At 35.6% G+C, this 20561-nt stretch carries 20 protein-coding genes; 19 read left to right on the top strand and 1 reads right to left on the bottom strand.

Annotated elements, in window-relative coordinates; all coding sequences use genetic code 11:
- The first annotated feature begins 22 nt into the window (after positions 1-22).
- The 11 genes from HMPREF1495_RS07325 (at position 23) to HMPREF1495_RS07370 (ending at position 11663) form a co-directional block, all read left to right on the top strand.
- Positions 23-748 (top strand): hypothetical protein, encoded by a 726-nt coding sequence (locus HMPREF1495_RS07325; RefSeq protein WP_034213325.1) that lies wholly within the window; start codon positions 23-25, stop codon positions 746-748.
- Positions 749-780: 32 nt separating this feature from the next.
- Positions 781-2964, top strand: a complete 2184-nt coding sequence (locus HMPREF1495_RS07330) for a DUF3160 domain-containing protein (RefSeq protein ID WP_034213328.1) — start codon at positions 781-783, stop codon at positions 2962-2964.
- Positions 2958-3911, top strand: a complete 954-nt coding sequence (locus HMPREF1495_RS07335; RefSeq protein ID WP_034213331.1) for a CapA family protein — start codon at positions 2958-2960, stop codon at positions 3909-3911. Before HMPREF1495_RS07330 ends, HMPREF1495_RS07335 begins: the two co-directional genes overlap by 7 nt.
- A 270-nt stretch (positions 3912-4181) precedes the next feature.
- Positions 4182-5126: a 4Fe-4S binding protein gene (locus HMPREF1495_RS07340; protein ID WP_034213333.1), complete on the top strand. Its 945-nt coding sequence runs from the start codon at positions 4182-4184 to the stop codon at positions 5124-5126.
- Positions 5116-6192: a sensor histidine kinase gene (locus HMPREF1495_RS07345; protein ID WP_034213335.1), complete on the top strand. Its 1077-nt coding sequence runs from the start codon at positions 5116-5118 to the stop codon at positions 6190-6192. Before HMPREF1495_RS07340 ends, HMPREF1495_RS07345 begins: the two co-directional genes overlap by 11 nt.
- A 4-nt stretch (positions 6193-6196) precedes the next feature.
- Positions 6197-6358 (top strand): CD1871A family CXXC motif-containing protein, encoded by a 162-nt coding sequence (locus tag HMPREF1495_RS13910; RefSeq protein ID WP_007592821.1) that lies wholly within the window; start codon positions 6197-6199, stop codon positions 6356-6358.
- A 9-nt stretch (positions 6359-6367) separates the two neighbouring features.
- Positions 6368-7174 carry a CPBP family intramembrane glutamic endopeptidase gene (locus HMPREF1495_RS07350; protein WP_034213337.1) on the top strand — a complete coding sequence of 269 codons (807 nt, stop codon included), beginning with the start codon at positions 6368-6370 and terminating at the stop codon, positions 7172-7174.
- A 92-nt stretch (positions 7175-7266) separates the two neighbouring features.
- Positions 7267-7830, top strand: coding sequence for a TlpA family protein disulfide reductase (locus HMPREF1495_RS07355; RefSeq protein ID WP_034213339.1), 564 nt, complete (start codon positions 7267-7269; stop codon positions 7828-7830).
- An 85-nt stretch (positions 7831-7915) separates the two neighbouring features.
- Positions 7916-8683, top strand: a complete 768-nt coding sequence (locus HMPREF1495_RS07360; protein ID WP_034213341.1) for a hypothetical protein — start codon at positions 7916-7918, stop codon at positions 8681-8683.
- A gap of 93 nt (positions 8684-8776) precedes the next feature.
- On the top strand, positions 8777-10834 hold the full coding sequence (locus tag HMPREF1495_RS07365) for a hypothetical protein (protein WP_034213342.1): 2058 nt from the start codon (positions 8777-8779) through the stop codon (positions 10832-10834).
- Positions 10835-11042: 208 nt separating this feature from the next.
- Positions 11043-11663 carry a TlpA family protein disulfide reductase gene (locus HMPREF1495_RS07370; RefSeq protein ID WP_034213343.1) on the top strand — a complete coding sequence of 207 codons (621 nt, stop codon included), beginning with the start codon at positions 11043-11045 and terminating at the stop codon, positions 11661-11663.
- Positions 11664-11705: 42 nt separating this feature from the next.
- On the opposite strand, the gene HMPREF1495_RS07375 is transcribed toward HMPREF1495_RS07370, so the two are convergent.
- Complete coding sequence (locus tag HMPREF1495_RS07375; RefSeq protein WP_007592809.1) at positions 11706-12368, bottom strand: response regulator transcription factor; 663 nt, start codon at positions 12366-12368, stop codon at positions 11706-11708.
- A 323-nt stretch (positions 12369-12691) separates the two neighbouring features.
- On the opposite strand from HMPREF1495_RS07375, the gene HMPREF1495_RS07380 reads away from it, so the two are divergent.
- From HMPREF1495_RS07380 to HMPREF1495_RS07415, 8 genes are all read left to right on the top strand, one after another.
- A complete protein-coding gene (locus tag HMPREF1495_RS07380; RefSeq protein WP_034213344.1) occupies positions 12692-13405 on the top strand; it encodes a CpsB/CapC family capsule biosynthesis tyrosine phosphatase in 714 nt (237 codons plus the stop codon).
- Between the two features lie 14 nt (positions 13406-13419).
- The gene (locus HMPREF1495_RS07385) at positions 13420-14112 is read left to right on the top strand and encodes a YveK family protein (RefSeq protein ID WP_034213345.1); all 693 of its coding nucleotides are present in this window, start codon (positions 13420-13422) and stop codon (positions 14110-14112) included.
- 21 nt (positions 14113-14133) lie between these two features.
- Positions 14134-14814, top strand: coding sequence for a CpsD/CapB family tyrosine-protein kinase (locus tag HMPREF1495_RS07390; protein ID WP_034213346.1), 681 nt, complete (start codon positions 14134-14136; stop codon positions 14812-14814).
- Positions 14811-15803, top strand: coding sequence for an LCP family protein (locus HMPREF1495_RS07395; RefSeq protein ID WP_034213347.1), 993 nt, complete (start codon positions 14811-14813; stop codon positions 15801-15803). The genes HMPREF1495_RS07390 and HMPREF1495_RS07395 overlap by 4 nt, the downstream gene beginning before the upstream one ends.
- Before the next feature lie 27 nt (positions 15804-15830).
- Positions 15831-16496 (top strand): hypothetical protein, encoded by a 666-nt coding sequence (locus tag HMPREF1495_RS07400; RefSeq protein WP_034213349.1) that lies wholly within the window; start codon positions 15831-15833, stop codon positions 16494-16496.
- A 31-nt stretch (positions 16497-16527) separates the two neighbouring features.
- Positions 16528-18579, top strand: coding sequence for a polysaccharide biosynthesis protein (locus HMPREF1495_RS07405; RefSeq protein WP_034213351.1), 2052 nt, complete (start codon positions 16528-16530; stop codon positions 18577-18579).
- Between the two features lie 74 nt (positions 18580-18653).
- Positions 18654-19856 carry a DegT/DnrJ/EryC1/StrS family aminotransferase gene (locus tag HMPREF1495_RS07410; RefSeq protein ID WP_034213353.1) on the top strand — a complete coding sequence of 401 codons (1203 nt, stop codon included), beginning with the start codon at positions 18654-18656 and terminating at the stop codon, positions 19854-19856.
- A gap of 19 nt (positions 19857-19875) precedes the next feature.
- A complete protein-coding gene (locus HMPREF1495_RS07415) occupies positions 19876-20559 on the top strand; it encodes a sugar transferase (protein WP_034213355.1) in 684 nt (227 codons plus the stop codon).
- Positions 20560-20561 lie beyond the last annotated feature (2 nt).

Raw genomic sequence — 20561 nt, forward strand, 5'->3', positions numbered from 1 at the left:
TAACAGTTCGTAAGGGGTATGTATGGGAGAATGTATAATAAAAACAGCCATATTTATTTCAATGCTTTTTATGCTTTCATCCTGTAGTAAAGCTGAATCATCAAATATATCAAATACCGATATTATTTCATACAGTATCGGAGATATAGATATGGACGGTGTTGATGAACTTATTGCAATAAATGACGGTGGGGAAAGAAAAAAGCTGCCAAGCGGAGAGCCTTATGGCAAATTTATAGAAATATACAGAGATTTTAAATTATCTGACGGCAAGGTAGTATTGGGGGAAGAGCCTGATTACAGCTTTGATTTTTCAAATATGAAGCCTTCAAAGGTGCAGCTTGGAGATGTGAACGGAGATAAAAGACCGGATATAAATATTATAATGTATAAAAAGGTAAAGTTTCACAATGCATTGGCAAAAAGACCTTTTTTCTATAATTTTGATTCAAAAAAAATGATACCGCTTTGGCTGGGTTCAAGATTAGCCAGACCGTTTGACGATATTATAACGGCAGATATAGATAATGACGGTATAGCAGAGCTTATAGCCATAGAAGAACTTGAAAATAAAAACAGAATTTTGTCGGTATATAAATGGGAAGGTTTCGGATTTGAGCTGTTTATTCAAGGTAGTGAAGAATTTAAAAAAATAAAATTTGAAAATAATAATGATGGAATAAAGATTATAGCGGACGGAAAAGAAAGAGAGGTGAAAATAGTAAACAAAAGTATATTGTTGGAATAAAGAGGCAAAAAACATAAAAAGGGGATAAATTTATGAAAAAAAGATTTTTGTCAATGGTGATAATTTTTATATTGATTTTAACTTCCTGCAGATACAGTATCAATATAAAAGTACATAATAACGGAAAGGATAAAGAAAATCAAAGTGTAGACAATGGCAGTCAAAATAACACTATAACAGTCAAAAATCTTGGCTATGAATTGCCAAAGCCAAAGGAATTTTATTCTACAGGAGGTGAGTACACTCCACTTGAAATAGAAGCAAATGTTCCTGATATTAAGATACAGAGCGCTCTTTCAAATGTTGAAAACTTAAGTCAGTTCGGGAATTTGAATGATGTGCAAAAAGAAATGATTGAAAAAAACGGTTTTGTTGTAAATCCTACGGACAGCCAACAGTTGTTTTATATATATGAGGCAAATACATATAATAGGATACCGAGTTTTATAACCACAGATTCCGTTTTACAGCTCTATCATATCTTTTATGATTATACTCTCAGGCAGACGGAGGCTGAAAAGCTTTATATAGAACTTAAAGAGCTGAATAAAAATATGGTAGAAATTCTGGTAAAAAAATATCAGGATACAAAGAATCAAAAGGATAAAGAACTTGTAGGAAAGACATTGGCATATTTTGCGCTGTGTGAAAAACTTTTGGGAGAAGAAAGTAATTTACCTGATGAAATAAAAACTCTTGTAGAAGCGGATTATGCAAATGTAAGGGCGGAGAGTAAAGCTGTATCTTCGATTACAGGCAGTGATGTTGACTACAGTCTTTTTAAGGTAAGAGGGCATTATACAAGAAGTGATGAATTAAAGGCATATTTCGGTGCTATGAGTGTGTATGGTGTTGTACCTTTTGTTTTATATGATGCAACAGGTAAAAGAGATGAAGACGGAGCGTATATGTCAATCATTGCCACCGAGGCTTTGGAGGAGCTGCCAAAGGAAAAAGGAATGGATCTGTGGGAAGATATATATACGATCACAGAGTTCTTTGTGGGAAGTACAAATGATATAAATCCTTTGGAGTTTGGTGCCATAGTTAAAGCTGTTTATGGAGAAATGCCTGAGCCCAAAGATATATCGGGCGGTATGGATAAACTTTATGCCGAACTTGATAAGGTAGGTCAGGCAAGAATAAAGAACAGTTCCATAGGCTTATGCTTTAGATTTATGGGACAAAGATATATACCGGATTCGGAAATTTTAAGCAGACTTTCAAATGAAAAAAGACCTTTCCCAAGCGGACTGGATGTTATGGCTGTATTCGGCTCGCAAAGAGCTGAAGAGTTATTGGATTCACTTTATAATCCTTCAAAGGAATGGGATGACTATAAAAAAGAATACAATAAGGTAAAATCCGAATTTGATGAAAGAAGTATTAAGGACAAGACGGGTAATATATATACTACATGGCTTTACAGTCTTGAGAGTTTAAATCAGAGATTCCCTGAAGGTTATCCAAGTTTTATGAGAAATAATGCATGGGAGAGCAAATCTCTTTCCACAGCGCTTGGAAGCTGGTCTGAACTTAGACATGATACCATATTATACGGTGCTCAAAGCAGTGTGGAATGTGGAGGAGAGGAAGAGGAACCGCCAAAAGTTACAGGATATGTGGAGCCGAACCCCGAATTTTACAACAGACTTATATGGCTTACAAAGCAGACTATGGAGGGACTGTCACAAAGAAACGGAATAAGTGACAGCATGAAAAATAAATGTGAAAATATAATTGAGCTGCTTGAGTTTTTAAAGAACTGCTCAATAAAGGAACTTAAGGGTGAAAGCCTTACATATGAAGAGAATGATACATTAATGACATATGGAGGTACACTTGAGTATTTAAGCAGCAGTATTGCAGAGGCTCAAGACTGGTATCAGGTAGCGTCCGATACAGATAAGAATATGGCACAGATAGCGGATATTCACTCAGCAAATACTGATAAGGGTTCAGGCTATCTTGAGGTAGGTGTAGGGAATGCGGCTGAAATATATGTTGTTGTACCTATAGATGGAAAGCTCTATTTGACAAGAGGTGCGGTATTTGATTATTTTGAATTTATAAGTAATGAAAGGCTGACAGATGAGTCGTGGCAAAATATGGTCAACAGACCTCCTAAGAGACCGCCGTTTGTAGGAGATTATATGCAAGAGGAGGAGGGAGAGGAGATAATAACTCCTGAAGTTCCTTACAGCTCAGGATGCTAAAAAATAAAAAAAATATTTTTATATTGATTTTAATTGTAATGTCCTTATCCGGTATAGCTGTCTGCTCTTATCGAAGTAAAAAAAATAAAAGTATAGAACTTACAATTGTCGGAGATATAATGCTTTCAAGAGGGGTGGACAGCTATATAAAAAAGAGTGGGTATGATCATCTCTATGAGAATATGAAAGATATTTTCTTAGAGGATGATCTTACAATAGTTAACCTTGAATGTCCTATTACCGAATATAGCCGTGGAGCCAATAAGGCGAGTCGCTTTGTGTTTAAAGCCTCAGTCGACAATGCAAAAGCCATGAAAAAAGCGGGTATAGACCTCTGTGACCTGGCAAATAATCATACAATGGACTATAGATCCGAGGGTTTAAAAGATACTATGGATGAACTGGTAAGAGCCGGTATCTCATATGTGGGAGCCGGCGAAAATGCCGGTGAGGATATGAGTTATATTTTTGAAAAGGACGGTTTTCGGCTGGGGATTTTGGCATACAGCATATTTCCGCCGGAGGGTTTTGTATTCAATGCGAATAAAGCTAATATAAATTATCTTTTAGATTATGACGGAAATAAATCCGATAAAATAAAAACTGAACTTGAAAATATGAAAGCCGATTTTAAAATAGTATATTTGCACTGGGGCATTGAATACGAGTCCTATGCAAGCAAGATGCAAAAAGATCTTGCAAGATATGCCATAGATAATGGTGCAGACTTTGTGGTGGGAGCCCATCCTCATGTAATACAGGAGAGTGAACTGTATAAGGGGAAATATATTTATTACAGTTTGGGCAATTGCATATTTGATAAGCAGGTACCAAAGGGCACTGACGAGGGGCTTATGCTGAGAATCAGCATTGATAAAAAAAACAATGTGAATATACAGGAGCAGAAATTTAAAATAAAAAAAGGCCAACCGGAGTTGATGGAATAAGGGTACCTTTTTGGAAAATAAATAGAATAGGCAGATAAAATTAAATACATATTGAAAATGACGAAAGGATAAACTTACCAATCGTCATTTTTTATTTCTAATAAGTTTAGTTTATGTAATGAGAAGATATATATACAAAAAGAATGAAAAGGATTGTAGGATAAATATAAAATTTAAAAAATATAGCAGATAAAGTTTTGAAAAAAATTTACTTTATCTTAACCGAAAACATGATAATATATACAAAAGAAAATTTGTAGGAGACAAAAAATGAAATACTTCGAGAATAAATATACAAAGCTTCAAGAGAGGAAGAAAAATATTATACAGGCATTGGCGAGCCTTGCTACCAATGCGAATTTAAAGGGCTTTTTTGAGGGAAGGATATATACGGGAAATACAAAAGTTGCATGTGTTCCGGGACTGAACTGCTATTCATGTCCGGGAGCGGTAGGTTCCTGTCCTATCGGCTCATTGCAGGCGGTAATAGGAAGTAAAAAATTCAGCATATCCTATTATGTATTTGGGATAATGATACTTATAGGAGCATTATTTGGCAGACTGGTATGCGGACTTTTATGTCCTTTCGGCTTTGTACAGGATCTTTTATATAAGATACCTACCCCGAAGTTTAAAATACCGGAAAAGGTGGACAGACCGCTCAGATATCTAAAGTTCGTTATACTTTTAGTATTTGTAATACTGTTGCCTATGTTTTTGACAAATCAGTTCGGGCTTGGAGCACCTTATTTTTGTAAACTGATATGTCCTGCCGGAACACTTGGAGGAGCATTACCTCTACTTGCTAAAAATGAAGGACTTAGGAATACAATAGGATTTTTATTCTTTTGGAAACTAAGCATATTAACGGTAATAGTAGCATTATCAATATTTACTTACAGACCTTTTTGCAGATATATATGTCCGCTTGGAGCATTCTATTCCTTCTTTAATAAAATAGGATTTTACAAGATGGAATTTGTATCCGATAAATGTGTAAACTGCGGCTTATGTGAAAGATCATGTAAGATGGATATAAATGTAAGAGCCAATCCTAACTCTTTGGAATGTATCAGATGCGGTGCATGTACTGCAGCCTGTAGACATGATGCCCTAGTGATGACATATGCAGGTCTTGGAAAGAAAAAAGAAGAAAAGTCTGTTAATGTAAAAGCTTGTAAGAGTAATTGCAGAGGATGTGCAAATGTGGAATAAACTGTCTATAAGAATAAAGGTAACATTGCTTACAGCCGCGGTGCTCTGTGTAATCTCGGTGTTGTTATTCTTATTTAATATAGAAAGTGCATCAAATATTTTTATAATACCCGATAATGTGGATATACCTTTTAACAGTGATGCGAGCTTTACCTTTGATTTTGATATTGCACAGCGTGTATTTAGGATTAACAGTCTTTATACATTGATAATATTTTCCGTTGCGGGAACCGCTTTGATGTGGTGGGTGGTAGGTAAGGTTTTGATGCCGCTCAATAAATTCAGCAGAGAAATAAAAAAGCTTGATATCACTAAAATTAATGATGATATACATATAGTAAAAAGCACTGATGAATTGGGTGATCTGCAAAATGCCTTCAACCATATGCTTGGAAATATAAGGGAATCCTATGAAAGGCAAAAAAGGTTTTCGCAAAATGCCGCCCATGAATTAAAGACTCCTGTGGCGGCAATAAGGGCAAATCTGGAGGTATTAAATCTGGATGAAGAGCCACAGATAGAGGATTATAAAGACTTTGTGGAAGTTGTGGGCAGACAGATTGAGATGATGAACTCTATTGTAGTGGGACTTAGACTTTTAAGCAATGAAGAGAGTTTAAATATTGAAAAGGTTTATTTGTATAAAATTATAAATGAGATAATCGAGGATTTAGATTATAAAATCAAAGAAAAAAATCAGAATATAGAGTTTATTTGTGATAATAAAAATATGGCTATAGATGCTGACAGAGTTTTGATAAAGCAGGCTATCTTTAATATAGTGCATAATGCCATAAGGTATTCAAAGGAAAATGCATTTATAGAAATAAAGCTTGGAGATAATTTATTAAGTATAAAAAATCACGGAGAAAGTATTCCAAAAGAGAGTCTTGAAAAGATATTTGAAGCTTTTTACTGTGTGGATAAGTCCAGGGCTAAAAAATTCGGTGGAAGCGGTCTTGGTCTTGCCATAGTAAAGGAAATATTGGACAGACATAAATTTAGAATAAGTGTAAACAGCGTAGATGGTGATTTTGTAGAGTTTATAATAGATTTTAAAGGATGAAAATATGAAAGAGATTTTAAAAAAGTTGGAAAAGAATAAAGCACTCCCTTATATTATGCTGGGAGTAGGTGTGGTAATGATTATTGCAGGTGTAATGAGAGATGAACATCTGGTGGTATTAAAAAAAGCTGTTAATATATGCCTTGAATGTATAGGCATAGGATAGGGGGAAGAAGTGAAAATACTAAAGATTGCATGGGCTACATTTATAGCTGTTTTACTGGGATTTATATTTTTTGTAATTACGGATCTTGTGATAATCAGTTTAGGATTTGCCTATAATAAGACCGGAAATGCGGTACTTGACTGGTTGACTCTGCCACAGGAGATGGACAGGATTTATCTGGTGATTTATCCTTTATCAATTCTTGTATATTCAATTATATTCTTTAAATGGATAAATAAGGATAAGGAGGAAGCACAGGTACATTGGGATATAAAGACAGGAGTGGTGTGCAGCATAATGGCAGGTATAGCCTTTGGAGGCATATCTACATTATGGGTAATGTTTTTAAAAAACACGGCACTGTCAAATATAGGTTTTATAAAGAGCAGTCTGGAGTATTTGAATGCATCATCAGCAAATAAATCAACTGTATCATTTATTATAAGTCTGGTGGTTGCAGGAATTCTTGCACCTATCAATGAGGAGATTATCTATAGAGGAGTAACCTTTAATTTCCTTGAAAAAAGAGTGAATACAAAATATGCACTTATAGTTTCATCACTGATGTTTGGAATTATACATTTATCATTTGTACAGTCTGTATATGCAACTATTATGGGACTGATATCAGGTATTGTATATATGAAGACACGCAAACTCAGGTGGTCCATTTTAATACATATAACTATAAACACTTTGGCAACATATGAGCTTACCTCAAATTTGATCTGGGTGGCTTTTACAATAATTCTGTTTTTACCGCTTGGAGCTATGCTCTATAAGCTTTTAAAAACAAAAACAAATTATGCATATTAAAAAGATATAGTTTTATCAATCTTAACTTAGGCTTAACCAAAGCCATGTTAGTATATAGACATAAGATAAAGAAATTCATAAGGAGAATAGATATGAAAAAAAGATTATTGATTTTTGGTTTTGCTTTGATGATGATGGCAAGTGCTACAGCTTGTGGAAGTCAAAGCAGTACAGACAAAGACGGAGGAAATGTTAAGACTGAAAGTACGGCGGCAAGTACAGATAAGAAGTCTCAAAAGTTCCCTGAGTTTAAGGCAAAGACGGTAACAGGTGAGGATATAAGCAGCGATGTGTTTAAAGACAACAAGTTGACAGTGGTAAATGTATGGGGAAGCTGGTGCGGTCCATGTGTAGCTGAAATACCGGAATTACAAAAGCTTTATGAGAATATGAAGGATAAAGGTGTAAATGTCGTAGGACTTGCACAGGATGCCGGAACAGATATGGATGCGGTAAAGGATATTTTGGATAAGAATAAGGTTACTTATCAGAATGTAGTACCTGAGGGGGCTGTTACAGATTTTGTAATGAGTATTCAAGCATTCCCAAGTACCTTTTTGGTAGACTCTGAAGGAAATATAGTTGATAAAATACAGGGTGGAAGAGACCTTGAGTCATTTACAAAGGCAGTTGAGGATGCTTTAAACAAGATGTAATGGGGAAATACTTGATTGTAGCGATATTTATGAGTATGAAGGGTGATATTCAAATAATAAAAATATTAATTTAAAGGAGATAAATATGAAAAAGAATTTGAAAAAGCTTATTATGGCAGCGGCAGCCGCATCATTATTGATGGCATGTACAAGTAATGCAAAAACGACTGAAACAAAAACAGCAGAGACAGAGAGCGTTATGCCGGAGAGTGTAGAGGCAGGACAGGCAGGAATGACTATTGAAACAGGTGCACAGATGCCTGATGATATGCCAAGTTTACCGGGAGCTGAAAACGGAAAGGTAAAGTCGGTTACAGACAAGGTTATCCGCATAGAGAGAATATCATATGTGGGTAATGAGGTACAAAGCAGTGAAAGTACAGATACAAAGGAAGAAAATGAGGTTCCTGAAGAGGTTGACCTTGTACTTGATCCTGCAAGTGTGAATTTTGTAGATATGGCTACAGGTCTTGTAAGTGATGCACCTAAGGAGGGAGATGAAATCTATGCATGGGTAGCACCTGAATATATGGCAAGTATGCCTCCACAGGTAAACTCATATGTGGTACTTACCAATGCAAAAGAGGGATTCCATATGCCTATGTACACAGACGGTATTGAAAAGGCTGAGGAAGTAGACGGCAGTATTGAACTTTTGGATACTTTAAACAATGCTAAATGGACTGTAGATAAATCTGTAAAACCTGTGCTTGCATCAACAGGCGAGGAAGTGGATTTTTCAGAGATTAAAAAGGGAGACAGATGTCTTTTATGGTCGGAGAACTTTATGATTACAACTACAAGTACAGAAATGCCTAAGATAAAGACAAACAGAGTGGTTATTTTAAGGTAAAAGATATCTAAGAATTGTAAGTGAATATACAGATAAGCCTTGGAAATAAAGGCTTATCTGTGACAAAATAAGAACTATATAAGGGAAATGACAATGAAAAAGAAACAATTTAAGTTTAAGGGTGTAGTTTTGGCATGTTGTTTGGCGGCGTCTATGCCGCTTGGTATAACAACACCGTTTGAAATAAGTGCTATGGCAGATGTAGTTGTACATAATGTGGACATAACACCGCCTGCAGGAACAACAGATAAGGCTTCTCATATAAAGACAGCAATAGAAAATGCATTGGCGGCTCATGATATTATAAGAGTCAGCGGTAATGTACAAATGGAACCGACTGCAAACAGTATAGAAATTACTATACCACAGGGCAAAAAGATTATATGGGAAGCAAGTATTACAGGATCAGCTGCAAATGCTTTATTAAAAGTAAATGCTTCGGGAACAGGTGGAGAATTTGAAATGGTTTCAGGAACATTGAGGTCTGAAGCACATTCAGCGCTTGCATCTACAGACAGAAACGGCTATACAAATTTCACTATAAAGGGTGGAGAAATTATAAGCGGAAAGCATGCAAGTGCTCCTACAGTGAACTTTAACGGAAAAGGTCAGTTTAATATGACCGGCGGAATGATAATAAATTATGCGGCAGATTATGCTCTGACTCTACAGCCTAAAGATGATACAAATCATAGTATAACAGGTGGAACTTTGTTAGCCTGCGGTGAAAAAAACGCTACCGATATAAAGGCTAATAATGATGTGATAGGGCTTGCGGCACCGCCTACAATAAACAGTAGTGTCAATATAGATGCACAAAGAACAAATATAATATGCTGGAATAAGACAGTCTATAATAATCGCACTCCGAAAATAAAATATGTTGCAGAACATGACAGCAGAGATATACTGGCTTATCCCGGTTCTCAGACAAAGTTTATGTGGACAAAGCAGAATGGAGAAGCCGCTATAAAATATACCAACAGTGACGGAGAAAGCGGAAGCGTTGTACTTGATGAAGCAGAAGTTGAGAATATAGATTTTCCAAATGTTTCAGATGCTGTTTATGATAAGAGCGGACATGGAGTCGATAATTTACAAGCACCGGATCATAGCAATATAGGATTTAAATATAAGGATGCGCAGGGCAATATAAGCAGTGATAAACCTGTAAATGCAGGAGAGTATGAAGTTACAACAAAGCTGTCGCCTACTTATGGCGAGCTTGAAGTGAACCTTGGGAAATTCACTATAAATAAAAGACCTGTAACTGTCGAAGTGGCAGATAAGGAAATAAATGTAAATGAAGCATTACCTAATGATTTTTCAGACTATAATGTAAGCAATCTTGCAAATGGGGATAACAGAGAAGATGCGATTATGCAGATGCCTTCATTTACCTGGGGGACGGATGGAACATCCGTTGGAGAGTTTAATATATCAACTTCTACAGCTATAAATTATACAAATAATTATATGCCTGCAAGTACAGCATTAAGAGGTGTACTAAAGGTCAAAGCGGCACAATTAAATCCACAGCAGCAATCGCAAACACCGGGAACACAGCAGCAGCCACAACAACCACAGATACCGGGGACACAACAAAATAATCCGCAGCAAAATCATAATCCTGAAAAACAACCTAATAAACCACAACAACCTGAAAAGAAAAAGTCTTCAGATATAGTAACACCGGACAAATCGGGTTCAGAAGATAATAAAGGGCGTGGTAAAGCTACACCTTCTGTACCTAAAAAGCCTGAAAATAATGGAGGCGGAAAAAGAAAGGGAAGAAATTCAGGCGGAGGTTCAGGAAGAGGTTCAGGAAGAGGTTCAAAGAAGGATAAAAATGCAAAAAACAACAACAAACCGCTTGCAGGCAAATGGATAAATGATGCAAAGGGATGGTGGTATAAGGAACCAAACGGATCATATCCTAAATCAACATGGAAACAGATAGATTATAATGGTGTAAAAAACTGGTACTATTTTGATGAACAGGGATATATGGCGACAGGCTGGAAACTTATAAATGATAAATGGTATTATATGTATGAAAATACTGAAAAAGGTCATATAAAAGGTAGTATGGCATATAGTACAAAAGTAGGTGAATATAAAATCGGATTTGACGGCGCATGGATAAAATAATATAAACTATATAGCATGATATCGATAGGATCGCAAAAGCGGTCCTATTTGAATGTAATAAAATCTTTGGTCAGCCGGAGTGGATTAAGCGATATTTACAAATACTATATAAAATTAGTATAGATTCTTAAGATAATTAAAATATTCTTAATGTCAGCTTTAATAAAGATATGATATAATACGAAAACAAACTATATAAGGAGTTAATATGAAAAAGAAAATATTAGTTTTGAGTTTTGCACTGATGATGGCAGCTTCTATAAGTGCTTGTAATGCAAAGGGTACAGCTTCAAATGATGCTGCAAGTACACAGTCACAGCAGGCTGAGTCTAAGCAGGATGATACAAAGCAGGCTGAATCTAAGGAAGCCGATTCCAAGCAGGCAAGCTCAGAGCAGGAAGATATAAAGTTCCCCGAGTTTAATGCAAAAACCGTAGCAGGTGAAGAAATAAGCAGTGATATATTCAAAGACAGTAAGCTTACTGTTGTGAATATATGGGGAAGCTGGTGTGGTCCATGTGTTCATGAGATTCCGGAATTACAAAAGCTTTATGAAAACATGAAAGAAAAAAATGTAAATGTAGTCGGAATAGCACAGGATTCAGGAAGCGATTTGGATGCTGTAAAGGAAGTACTTGATAAGAACAATGTTACTTATCATAATATAATCCCTGAGGGAGATGTAGAAGGTTTTGTAATGAGTCTGCAGGCATTCCCTACCACTGTATTTATAGATTCAAACGGAAATATAATCGGTGGAATACAGGGTGCAAGAGATTTGGAAGGTTTCACAAAGATAGTTGATGAAATACTTGCTAAACAGGGTTGATATGATAATTTAAACTAAAATATTAAAGAGGTATGGGATATACTAGTCATTTATAGTATATCCCATACCTCTGTTTGTTTTTATTACATCACTTCCAAGTTTTTTTCTGATAGCGGCTATATGTACTTTTATTACTTTTGAAGCATCATTGGCATTCATATCAATATTATGCTCAAGGAGTTCTCCTGTAGAAATCAGATTACCCTTGTTTATACAAAGGTATTCAAATATAGAATATTCCTTAGGTGTAAGAGATATGATCTCACCGCCCTTTTGAACCTGTTTTTTACTGAGATAGAGAGTGATATCCTGAGATTCAATTCTTATAGTATCATCATTTGTGCTGTAATTATTGCGTAAAAGCACCCTTATCCTTGCTTCCAATTCTCTAAAATGAAAGGGCTTTACCAGATAATCATTTGCACCCAAATCAAGTCCAAGCACCTTATCATTTAGTGTATCTCTTGCAGATAAAATAATAACCTTACTTTCAGCATTGTCCTCTCTGATAGTCTTTAAAACTTCCAACCCGTCAAGCTTCGGCATATTAAGATCAAGTATTATAAGATCATATTCGGACTCAAAATAAAGAGAAAGAGCTTCTTCACCGTCCATAGCAGTATCGACATAATAGTTCAGTTTGCGAAGTCCCTTTGCAAGTCCGTTCAAAATATCTTCTTCATCTTCGCATATTAAAAGTCTCATCAATTCCTCCAAAAAATTTTAATAATATAAAGATACAATGAATTTCAATGAATATCAACAGTTAAAACACATATAGAACCAAAATTTCTGAATGAAAAAAATGATGATATTGGCTGAAATGCTAAAAAGATCCTCTTGATTATATAAAATCCAGAAGAACAAACCCCAAACTGAAAGTACAAAGCAATATTTAAGCACAGTTAACAAAAATATTAATATATAATTAAGCAAAGATAAAGTTCTCATTGAATAAATTATATCTAGCAGTATAATAGAGAAGTCAAAACAGATGTTAATAAAAAAGAAAATAAAAATAAAGGAATATGAAAGGTAATGAGTATTTAATAGACATCCATTCACATATAGTTTTTGATGTGGATGATGGAGCAAGGAATTTGGAAGAATCTCTTAAGCTTATAGATATGGCAAGGGGGCAGGGAATTAAAAAAATAATAGCAACACCTCATACAATGCCGAATCTAAAGCCGGAGGAGATTATAGAAAAAATAAATATAATAAGGTCAAAAATTCATGAGAGGGATATGGACTGTGAAATCTATACCGGACAGGAAATATTTTATTCCGGTTCAGCTATAGAAAAAATTAAAAAAGGTGAGTATCTTACCTTGGCAAACAGTAAGTATATACTGGTGGAATTTGAACCTGCTGTCAGCTTTAGTTATTTAAAGAGGGCAACAAGAGATATTATATTTGCAGGATATATTCCGATATTTGCACATGTGGAGCGCTATATCTGCTTAAGAAAGTCGGACCGATTTACGGAGATAATGGATATGGGAGCATTATTTCAAATGAATTATGGCAGCATAAAAGGAGGGATTTTTGACATAGATGCTTATTGGTGTAAAAGGCAGATAAAAAACGGATACATTTCTTTTATGGCAACGGATATGCATAGAATCGGCGGAAGGGAACCGGATATAGCAAATGCATTACGATGGCTTTCAAAAGGAGTAGAAAAGCATTTTAGGGAAATAACCTATGATAATGCAAATAATATTATTTTAAACAAATAGAATGGAGCAGGCAGATGGGTGACAGAATGATAAATGAAGACACAGAGATAGACTTACTTGAATTGCTTTTTGTTTTAAAAAGGAAATGGTGGATGATTATATTGTTTGGAATACTTGGCTGTGCATCGGCTATAGGAATCAGTATGTTTTTAATCACACCGCAATACCAATCCACCTCACAGATGTATGTTTTATCAAAGGAAACCACACTTAATTCATTGGCAGACCTGCAAATAGGCAGCCAACTGACTAAGGACTATAAGATTATAATACAGAGCAGACCGGTGCTGGAGGAAGTTATTGAAAAGTTGGGACTTAATATAAATTATAAACAGCTAAGAAGTAAGCTTAAGATTGATAATCCATCGGATACAAGAATACTCTCACTTACTGTTACGGATCCTGATCCTGAGAATGCAAAAGAGATTGTAAATCAGATATCAATGTCATCATCACAATATATAGGTGATTTGATGGAGGTGGTTCCGCCAAAGATTATCGAGTTTGGAATAGCTTCATATGAAAAATCAGGTCCGAGTATAAAGAAAAATGCAGTACTTGGAGGGATTTTAGGTGTTTGCCTGATTTCAGCCATTATTATAACTATAGAATTACTGGATGACAGCATAAAGAGCGAGGATGATTTGGAAAAGAATCTTGGACTTACAATTCTTGCCAGCTTACCTGAGTATAAAAAAAGTAAGTAACTTGAGAGGAGAAGATAAACATTGGAAATATTATTCAATTTGGACGGAATTGACAAGGGTTTTTTGTATGAAGAGTCTGTAAGAATACTTAGAACAAATCTTCAGTTCTCAGGTGCAAATTTAAAGGTAATACTTTTTACAAGCTCAATACATGGAGAGGGGAAGTCTGAAACAAGCTTTCAACTGGCAAGGAGTCTGGCTCAAATAGATAAAAAGATACTTTATATCGATGCCGATATGAGAAAGTCAATGCTTACAACAAGGTATCGGATAAAGGAAGAAGTAGAGGGACTCAGTCAGTTTTTAAGCGGTATGAATACTGATAATATCATATATAAAACAAATATAAAAAATATGGATGTGGTATTTTCAGGACCGTATGCACCTAATCCCGCAGAGCTTTTATATGAGCTGAAACTGGATGAGTTTATAAAGGAGCAAAGAAAGATTTATGATTATATCATTATTGATGCTCCTCCAATCAGCAATATTGCAGATGCGGCGATTATAGGAAGATGTGTTGACGGAGCTGTAATAGTGGTGAGGAGTTCAACAGTCAGCCAAAGGATGGTAAAAAGAGTTAAAGACCAGCTTGAAAAAGTAAATTGTAAAATTATAGGAGCGGTTTTAAACGGAGTTGAGATGAAAAAGAACAGCTATCATTATAAGTATTACGGAGACTATTACAGTTATAAAAAATGAAAACATCAATAAAAAAGGTGCTTATTATTTGCCTGATTATATTATCTGCAGTGATAGTTATCGCTGTAAGTATAAAGAGAAACAATGCGGGAATAATAGCAACAACAATAAATGAAAAAGCACAGACAAAGCCCGATAAAAGTTATACGGATTTGAATGGGAAAAAATATAAAAGAAAGAGCTATGTAAAGGCAATACTGGCACTGGGAATAGATTCAAATGTTGATATGCATTATATACAGGATGCAGGTTCCGGAGGACAGGCTGACAGTATAGGGCTTATTGCCTGGGATACTGTAAATAACAGACTTGATATGATAATTATACCAAGAGATACAATGGCTCAAATACCGGTAACAGATGTCAGTGGAAATATTATGGGAAAAACACTGCAGCATATAACAATGGCATACGCTTTCGGTGACGGCAATGAGATCAGTGCAGACTTTATGAAGGAGTCTGTAAGTGAACTTTTTGAAGGCTTATTTATAGATAAATATATAGCAATAAATACATCCGCCTTAAAAAGTATAAATGATGCAATAGGCGGAGTGGAGGTGATTATACCATGCGAAGGTATGGAAAAAGCGGATACTGCATTTGTGAAAGATAAAAAAGTTTTGTTAAAGGGAGATCAGGCTGAAAAGTTCTTAAGGTACAGGGATACGGACAGGGATTTTTCTGCAATGACCAGAATAGAAGCACATAAAGTCTATGTGGAGGCTTATCAAAAAAAGCTTACGCAGTTTAAAGGGGATTCTTTGATTGAAAATATTTTAAGAGAGATAAGCCCCTATTATTATACTGATATGCAAAAAGATATGCTTTTAAAACTTGCCGCCTGTGCCATGACGGATAAAGACTTTAACGGAGACAGAATGTATGTATTGGAGGGAGAAAACAAAAAAACGGAAATTTATGATGAGTTTTATATGGATAGAGATAAGGTAATGAATAAAATTATTGATCTGTTTTACACAGCAGAGTAAAGAAACACTAAAGGAAGGGATAGGGATATGAAGAAAAGAATTATTGCGATATTGTCTTGTATATTGGCTATATCAATGGTAGGAACAAATTTTGCGGCACCCAGTATTCAAGGAGGAAACCAGAACTCCGGTCAGACCGGAAGCCGCGGTGGCGGTGGAGGAAGTCGTAGCGGCGGTGGTGGAAGCCGTAGCAGAAGCAGCGGTAGGGGCAGTTCAAGTACAGGAACATCCGGTGGAACTAAGACAGGTACAAAAACAACAGGAACAAATACTCAGGCATCAACCACAACAACAGGCTTTTTGGGAGCTCTCGATAATGGACATGCCACTGTTCCGGCACCGGGAAGTGAAACAACAGGCCTTCCTGAAAAGGTTGTAGCAAGTATAAACAGCATTAATGAAGGCGGAAGCATCAGTGAAGCTACAGGATTAAAAGAATTTGCAGAATATAAGGCTGTAGGAAAAACCTTAGCATTAATCACTACTGATGCACAGGGTAAAATATCAGATGTGCCTACCAAGGTTAGAATATATGTACCGAATATGGTAGAAGGCAAGGATATAAAGGTTATTGCTTATGCAAATATTACAGGCAACTGGGCACCTACAGAGGTATTCGGTATAAATCATCAGGATAAAACATTGGATACTTTAATAAACGGATCATCTACAATATGTGTTGTTTATAAATAAGACTCGCAAGATAAAATTCTATGGGGGAGAAATGCAAGAACGGGACTTAAAACTAAATTACTTACATGGTGCGGCTATAATGCTGGCTATCTATGATATGATTGCGGTAAATTTGTCATATCTTGTAGGACTATGGCTGCGGTTTGACCTACAGTTTTCACGTATTGAGGGTAAATATATATTGGCGTGGTCAAAATTTGTTCCTATATATACCCTCATAACCTTAATAACTTTTATTGCTTTAAAGCTGTACAGAAGCATATGGCAGTTTGCAAGTTATACAGAATTAAAGCATGTAATGTATGCAAGCATTATAACAGGATTTTTACATACTTTACTTATTACATTGATGTTTGAAAGAATGCCGATAGCTTACTATTTATTAGGAATTCTGATACAGTTTTTGGCAGTTCTTGGAAGTCGATTTTCCTATAGATTTGTGCTTTTACTGCGTTCAGACAGAGAAAATGTAAAAAAGTCACAAAAAGATATGTCAAGAGTGATGATAGTAGGTGCAGGAAATGCGGGAAGATTGCTTTTAAGAGATATCAAAAGATCGGTTGACTATAATGACAGTGTGATTTGCTTTATAGATGACGACAAGTCAAAATGGGGAAGAACTGTTGACAATATACCGATAACGGGCGGAAGAAACAGAATACTTGACAATGTAAAGCACTATAGAATAGATAAAATATACGTAGCAATACCCGGAAGCAGTCCTGAGGAACTCAGTAAGATATTAAATATCTGCAAGGAATCAGGATGTATACTGAAAAATCTGCCGGGAATGTGTCAGCTTGCAAACGGTAAAGTTCAAGTTAAAGATTTAAAAGATGTAAATATCGAGGATTTACTTGGCAGAGCTCCTATTAAAGTAGATCTAGATGAGATATTCAACTATCTAAACGGTAAGACTATCATGGTAACAGGCGGAGGCGGTTCTATAGGAAGTGAACTTTGCAGGCAGATTGCAGCACACTCACCTAAGCATCTTATAATATTTGATATTTATGAGAATAATGCATATGAGATTGAACAGGAACTGTTGATGAACCATCCGAAGCTGAATCTGGATACAATAATAGGATCTGTGAGAGATTTAAGGAAGCTTGAACAGGTATTTGCAACATTTAAACCTGATGTAGTATATCATGCGGCGGCACATAAGCATGTTCCACTTATGGAGGACAGTCCTTGTGAAGCTATAAAAAACAATGTAATGGGAACATACAATACTGCACTTGCGGCATTACATTACGGATGTAAAAGATTTGTGCTTATCTCTACAGATAAGGCCGTAAATCCTACAAATGTAATGGGTGCCAGCAAGAGAATGTGTGAAATGATTATCCAGACATTTGCAAGAAAAGTAAAGGAAAAAAGAGCTAGTGAGCTTAGACCGATACAAGTTTTTAAAGATAACAGAATTATCGAGATGGAGGAATACTACAGTGCTTTAGAAAATCCCACTACAGAGTTTGCAGCTGTCAGATTTGGAAATGTGCTTGGAAGCAACGGCTCGGTAATACCTAAGTTTAAAAAGCAAATAGAAGCAGGAGGACCGGTCACAGTTACACATCCTGATATTATCAGATTTTTTATGACAATATCAGAGGCCGTTTCATTGGTACTGCAGGCAGGTAACTATGCAAAGGGCGGAGAGATATTTGTCCTTGATATGGGTACACCTATAAAGATAGATACAATGGCAAGAAACCTTATCAGACTGTCAGGGCTTCGTCCGGATATTGATATCAAGATAGAATACTCAGGACTTCGCCCCGGTGAGAAGCTCTTTGAAGAGAGACTTATGTCCGAGGAAGGTCTGAAGACTACACCGAATAAGCTGATAAGTATCGGTAAGCCTCTTGATTTTAATGAAGATAAGTTTTTAAAACAGCTCAAGTTATTATCCGTATATATGGGAGAGAATAACGGAAATATTCGTGAGCATATAAAGGAGATAGTGACAACATATCATACAGCGCAGGTTGACAGTATAAACAGTGAATTATTTGATAACAAAAATGAAATTGCAAACGGATTACATCATGAAGACTTACCACAGGCGGCAAATTGATTTTATCAACTTAAAAAGCTTACAGGAGCAGTCTTGTAGGCTTTTTTGTTGGATATAGAAAAGGAAAAAGAATTATGAAGATTCCATTTTCACCACCGGATATAAGTGATGAAGAGATAAAAGAAGTATCAGAAGCATTGAAATCAGGTTGGATTACTACAGGACCAAAGACAAAAGAATTAGAGAGACAAGTAGCAACATTTTGTGAAACAAAACGTGCTGTATGTTTGAACTCACAGACAGCATGTGCAGAGATGACATTGCGTTTGTTTGGACTGGATAAAGATGATGAAGTAATAACCGGTGCGTATACATATACGGCAAGCGCATCAGTGGTATGCCATGTAGGTGCAAAGTTGGTACTTATTGATACACAAAGAGATTCTTTGGAGATGGATTATACAGACCTGGAAAACGCTATAAATGAAAATACAAAAGTGATAATCCCGGTAGATATAGCAGGTATTCCATGCGACTATGAAAAAATTTTTGATATTGTGGAGAGAAAAAAACATCTTTTTAAACCACAAAATGACATTCAAAAAGCAATAGGAAGAGTAATAGTAATGGCAGATACTGCACATTCATTTGGTGCTGTTTATAAAGGTAAGCATACAGGGGGTATAGCTGATTTCTCATGCTTTAGTTTCCACGCTGTAAAAAATTTTACAACTGCAGAAGGTGGAGCGGTAACTTGGAGAGATATAAAGGGAATCTACCACGAAGATATTTATAAGCAATATCAATTACTGTCATTACATGGTCAGTCAAAGGATGCACTTGCAAAAACACAACTTGGTGCATGGGAGTACGATATCATAGGACCATGGTATAAGTGTAATATGACCGATGTTGCCGCCGGAATAGGACTGGCACAATTAAAAAGATATAAAGGTTTGTTAGATAGACGTAGAGAGATTATCAAAAAATATGATATGCAATTTAAACAACTTGGTATAAATGTGTTGGAGCACTATACAGATAAATACAGTTCCTCAGGACATCTGTATATAACAAGAATACCGGGAATAACTTTAGAACAAAGGAATGAGATAATTATAAAAATGGCTGAATCAGGTATTGCTTGCAATGTACATTATAAGCCATTGCCAATGATGACTGCTTATAAGAATATAGGATTTTCCATAGAGAATTATCCAAATGCATATAATCAATTTGAAAATGAAATCACGTTGCCGCTGCATACAAAGCTGACAGATGAAGAAGTTGAGTATGTGATAGAGCAGTACAGTAGAATTGTTAGAGAGTATATATAATATTACTTTGGAGATATTTATGTTGAGAGAATGGGATAAGTTACCAAGGTATATGAGGACAAAAGAAGTCCGACCATATTATGAAAGGCTTAAGAACAAAAAAGCCGTTTTAGTTATAAAAAGGAGCTTTGATATTATCGTATCTGCATTAATGCTTTTATTATCTATACCTATTTTTATCATTATATCATTGGCTATAGTGAGGGATTCAAAAGGCGGTATATTTTATTGTCAGGAGCGAGTAACTCAGTATGGAAGAAAGTTTAAAATAGTTAAATTTAGAACTATGGTTAAAGATGCTGATAAGATAGGCGGCGGTGTAACTGTTTCAAATGATAGCAGGGTTACTAAAGTAGGAAGTAAACTAAGAAAATATCGCTTGGATGAACTGCCTCAACTTATAAATATACTTTTGGGCGATATGACATTTGTTGGAACAAGGCCGGAAAGTACATACTATGTTACAAAGTATTCAAAAGAAATGTTTGCAACACTTTTACTTCCGGCAGGAGTGACATCAGAAGCTTGTATAAAATACAAGGATGAAGCAGAACTAATTGATAAGGCTGATGATGTAGATAAGATCTATATCGAAAAAATACTTCCGGAAAAGATGAAATATAATTTGAGATGTATTAAAAATTTTGGTTTTTTTTGCGATATTATGATTATGTTTAAAACTGCTTATTCAGTTTTAAAGTAGAT

Source organism: Lachnoanaerobaculum sp. MSX33 (genome assembly GCF_000512995.1).
In the GTDB taxonomy this organism is placed as follows: Bacteria; Bacillota; Clostridia; order Lachnospirales; family Lachnospiraceae; genus Lachnoanaerobaculum.

Coding starts and splice junctions, on each gene's coding strand:
- HMPREF1495_RS07370 (WP_034213343.1), top strand. CDS start 11,043: ATGAAAAAGAAAATATTAGTTTTGAGTTTTGCACTGATGATGGCAGCT.
- HMPREF1495_RS07400 (WP_034213349.1), top strand. CDS start 15,831: ATGAAGAAAAGAATTATTGCGATATTGTCTTGTATATTGGCTATATCA.
- HMPREF1495_RS07415 (WP_034213355.1), top strand. CDS start 19,876: ATGTTGAGAGAATGGGATAAGTTACCAAGGTATATGAGGACAAAAGAA.
- HMPREF1495_RS07375 (WP_007592809.1), bottom strand. CDS start 12,368: ATGAGACTTTTAATATGCGAAGATGAAGAAGATATTTTGAACGGACTT.
- HMPREF1495_RS07335 (WP_034213331.1), top strand. CDS start 2,958: ATGCTAAAAAATAAAAAAAATATTTTTATATTGATTTTAATTGTAATG.
- HMPREF1495_RS13910 (WP_007592821.1), top strand. CDS start 6,197: ATGAAAGAGATTTTAAAAAAGTTGGAAAAGAATAAAGCACTCCCTTAT.
- HMPREF1495_RS07340 (WP_034213333.1), top strand. CDS start 4,182: ATGAAATACTTCGAGAATAAATATACAAAGCTTCAAGAGAGGAAGAAA.
- HMPREF1495_RS07345 (WP_034213335.1), top strand. CDS start 5,116: ATGTGGAATAAACTGTCTATAAGAATAAAGGTAACATTGCTTACAGCC.
- HMPREF1495_RS07355 (WP_034213339.1), top strand. CDS start 7,267: ATGAAAAAAAGATTATTGATTTTTGGTTTTGCTTTGATGATGATGGCA.
- HMPREF1495_RS07330 (WP_034213328.1), top strand. CDS start 781: ATGAAAAAAAGATTTTTGTCAATGGTGATAATTTTTATATTGATTTTA.
- HMPREF1495_RS07380 (WP_034213344.1), top strand. CDS start 12,692: ATGAAAGGTAATGAGTATTTAATAGACATCCATTCACATATAGTTTTT.
- HMPREF1495_RS07410 (WP_034213353.1), top strand. CDS start 18,654: ATGAAGATTCCATTTTCACCACCGGATATAAGTGATGAAGAGATAAAA.
- HMPREF1495_RS07365 (WP_034213342.1), top strand. CDS start 8,777: ATGAAAAAGAAACAATTTAAGTTTAAGGGTGTAGTTTTGGCATGTTGT.
- HMPREF1495_RS07395 (WP_034213347.1), top strand. CDS start 14,811: ATGAAAACATCAATAAAAAAGGTGCTTATTATTTGCCTGATTATATTA.
- HMPREF1495_RS07360 (WP_034213341.1), top strand. CDS start 7,916: ATGAAAAAGAATTTGAAAAAGCTTATTATGGCAGCGGCAGCCGCATCA.
- HMPREF1495_RS07325 (WP_034213325.1), top strand. CDS start 23: ATGGGAGAATGTATAATAAAAACAGCCATATTTATTTCAATGCTTTTT.
- HMPREF1495_RS07385 (WP_034213345.1), top strand. CDS start 13,420: ATGGGTGACAGAATGATAAATGAAGACACAGAGATAGACTTACTTGAA.
- HMPREF1495_RS07405 (WP_034213351.1), top strand. CDS start 16,528: ATGCAAGAACGGGACTTAAAACTAAATTACTTACATGGTGCGGCTATA.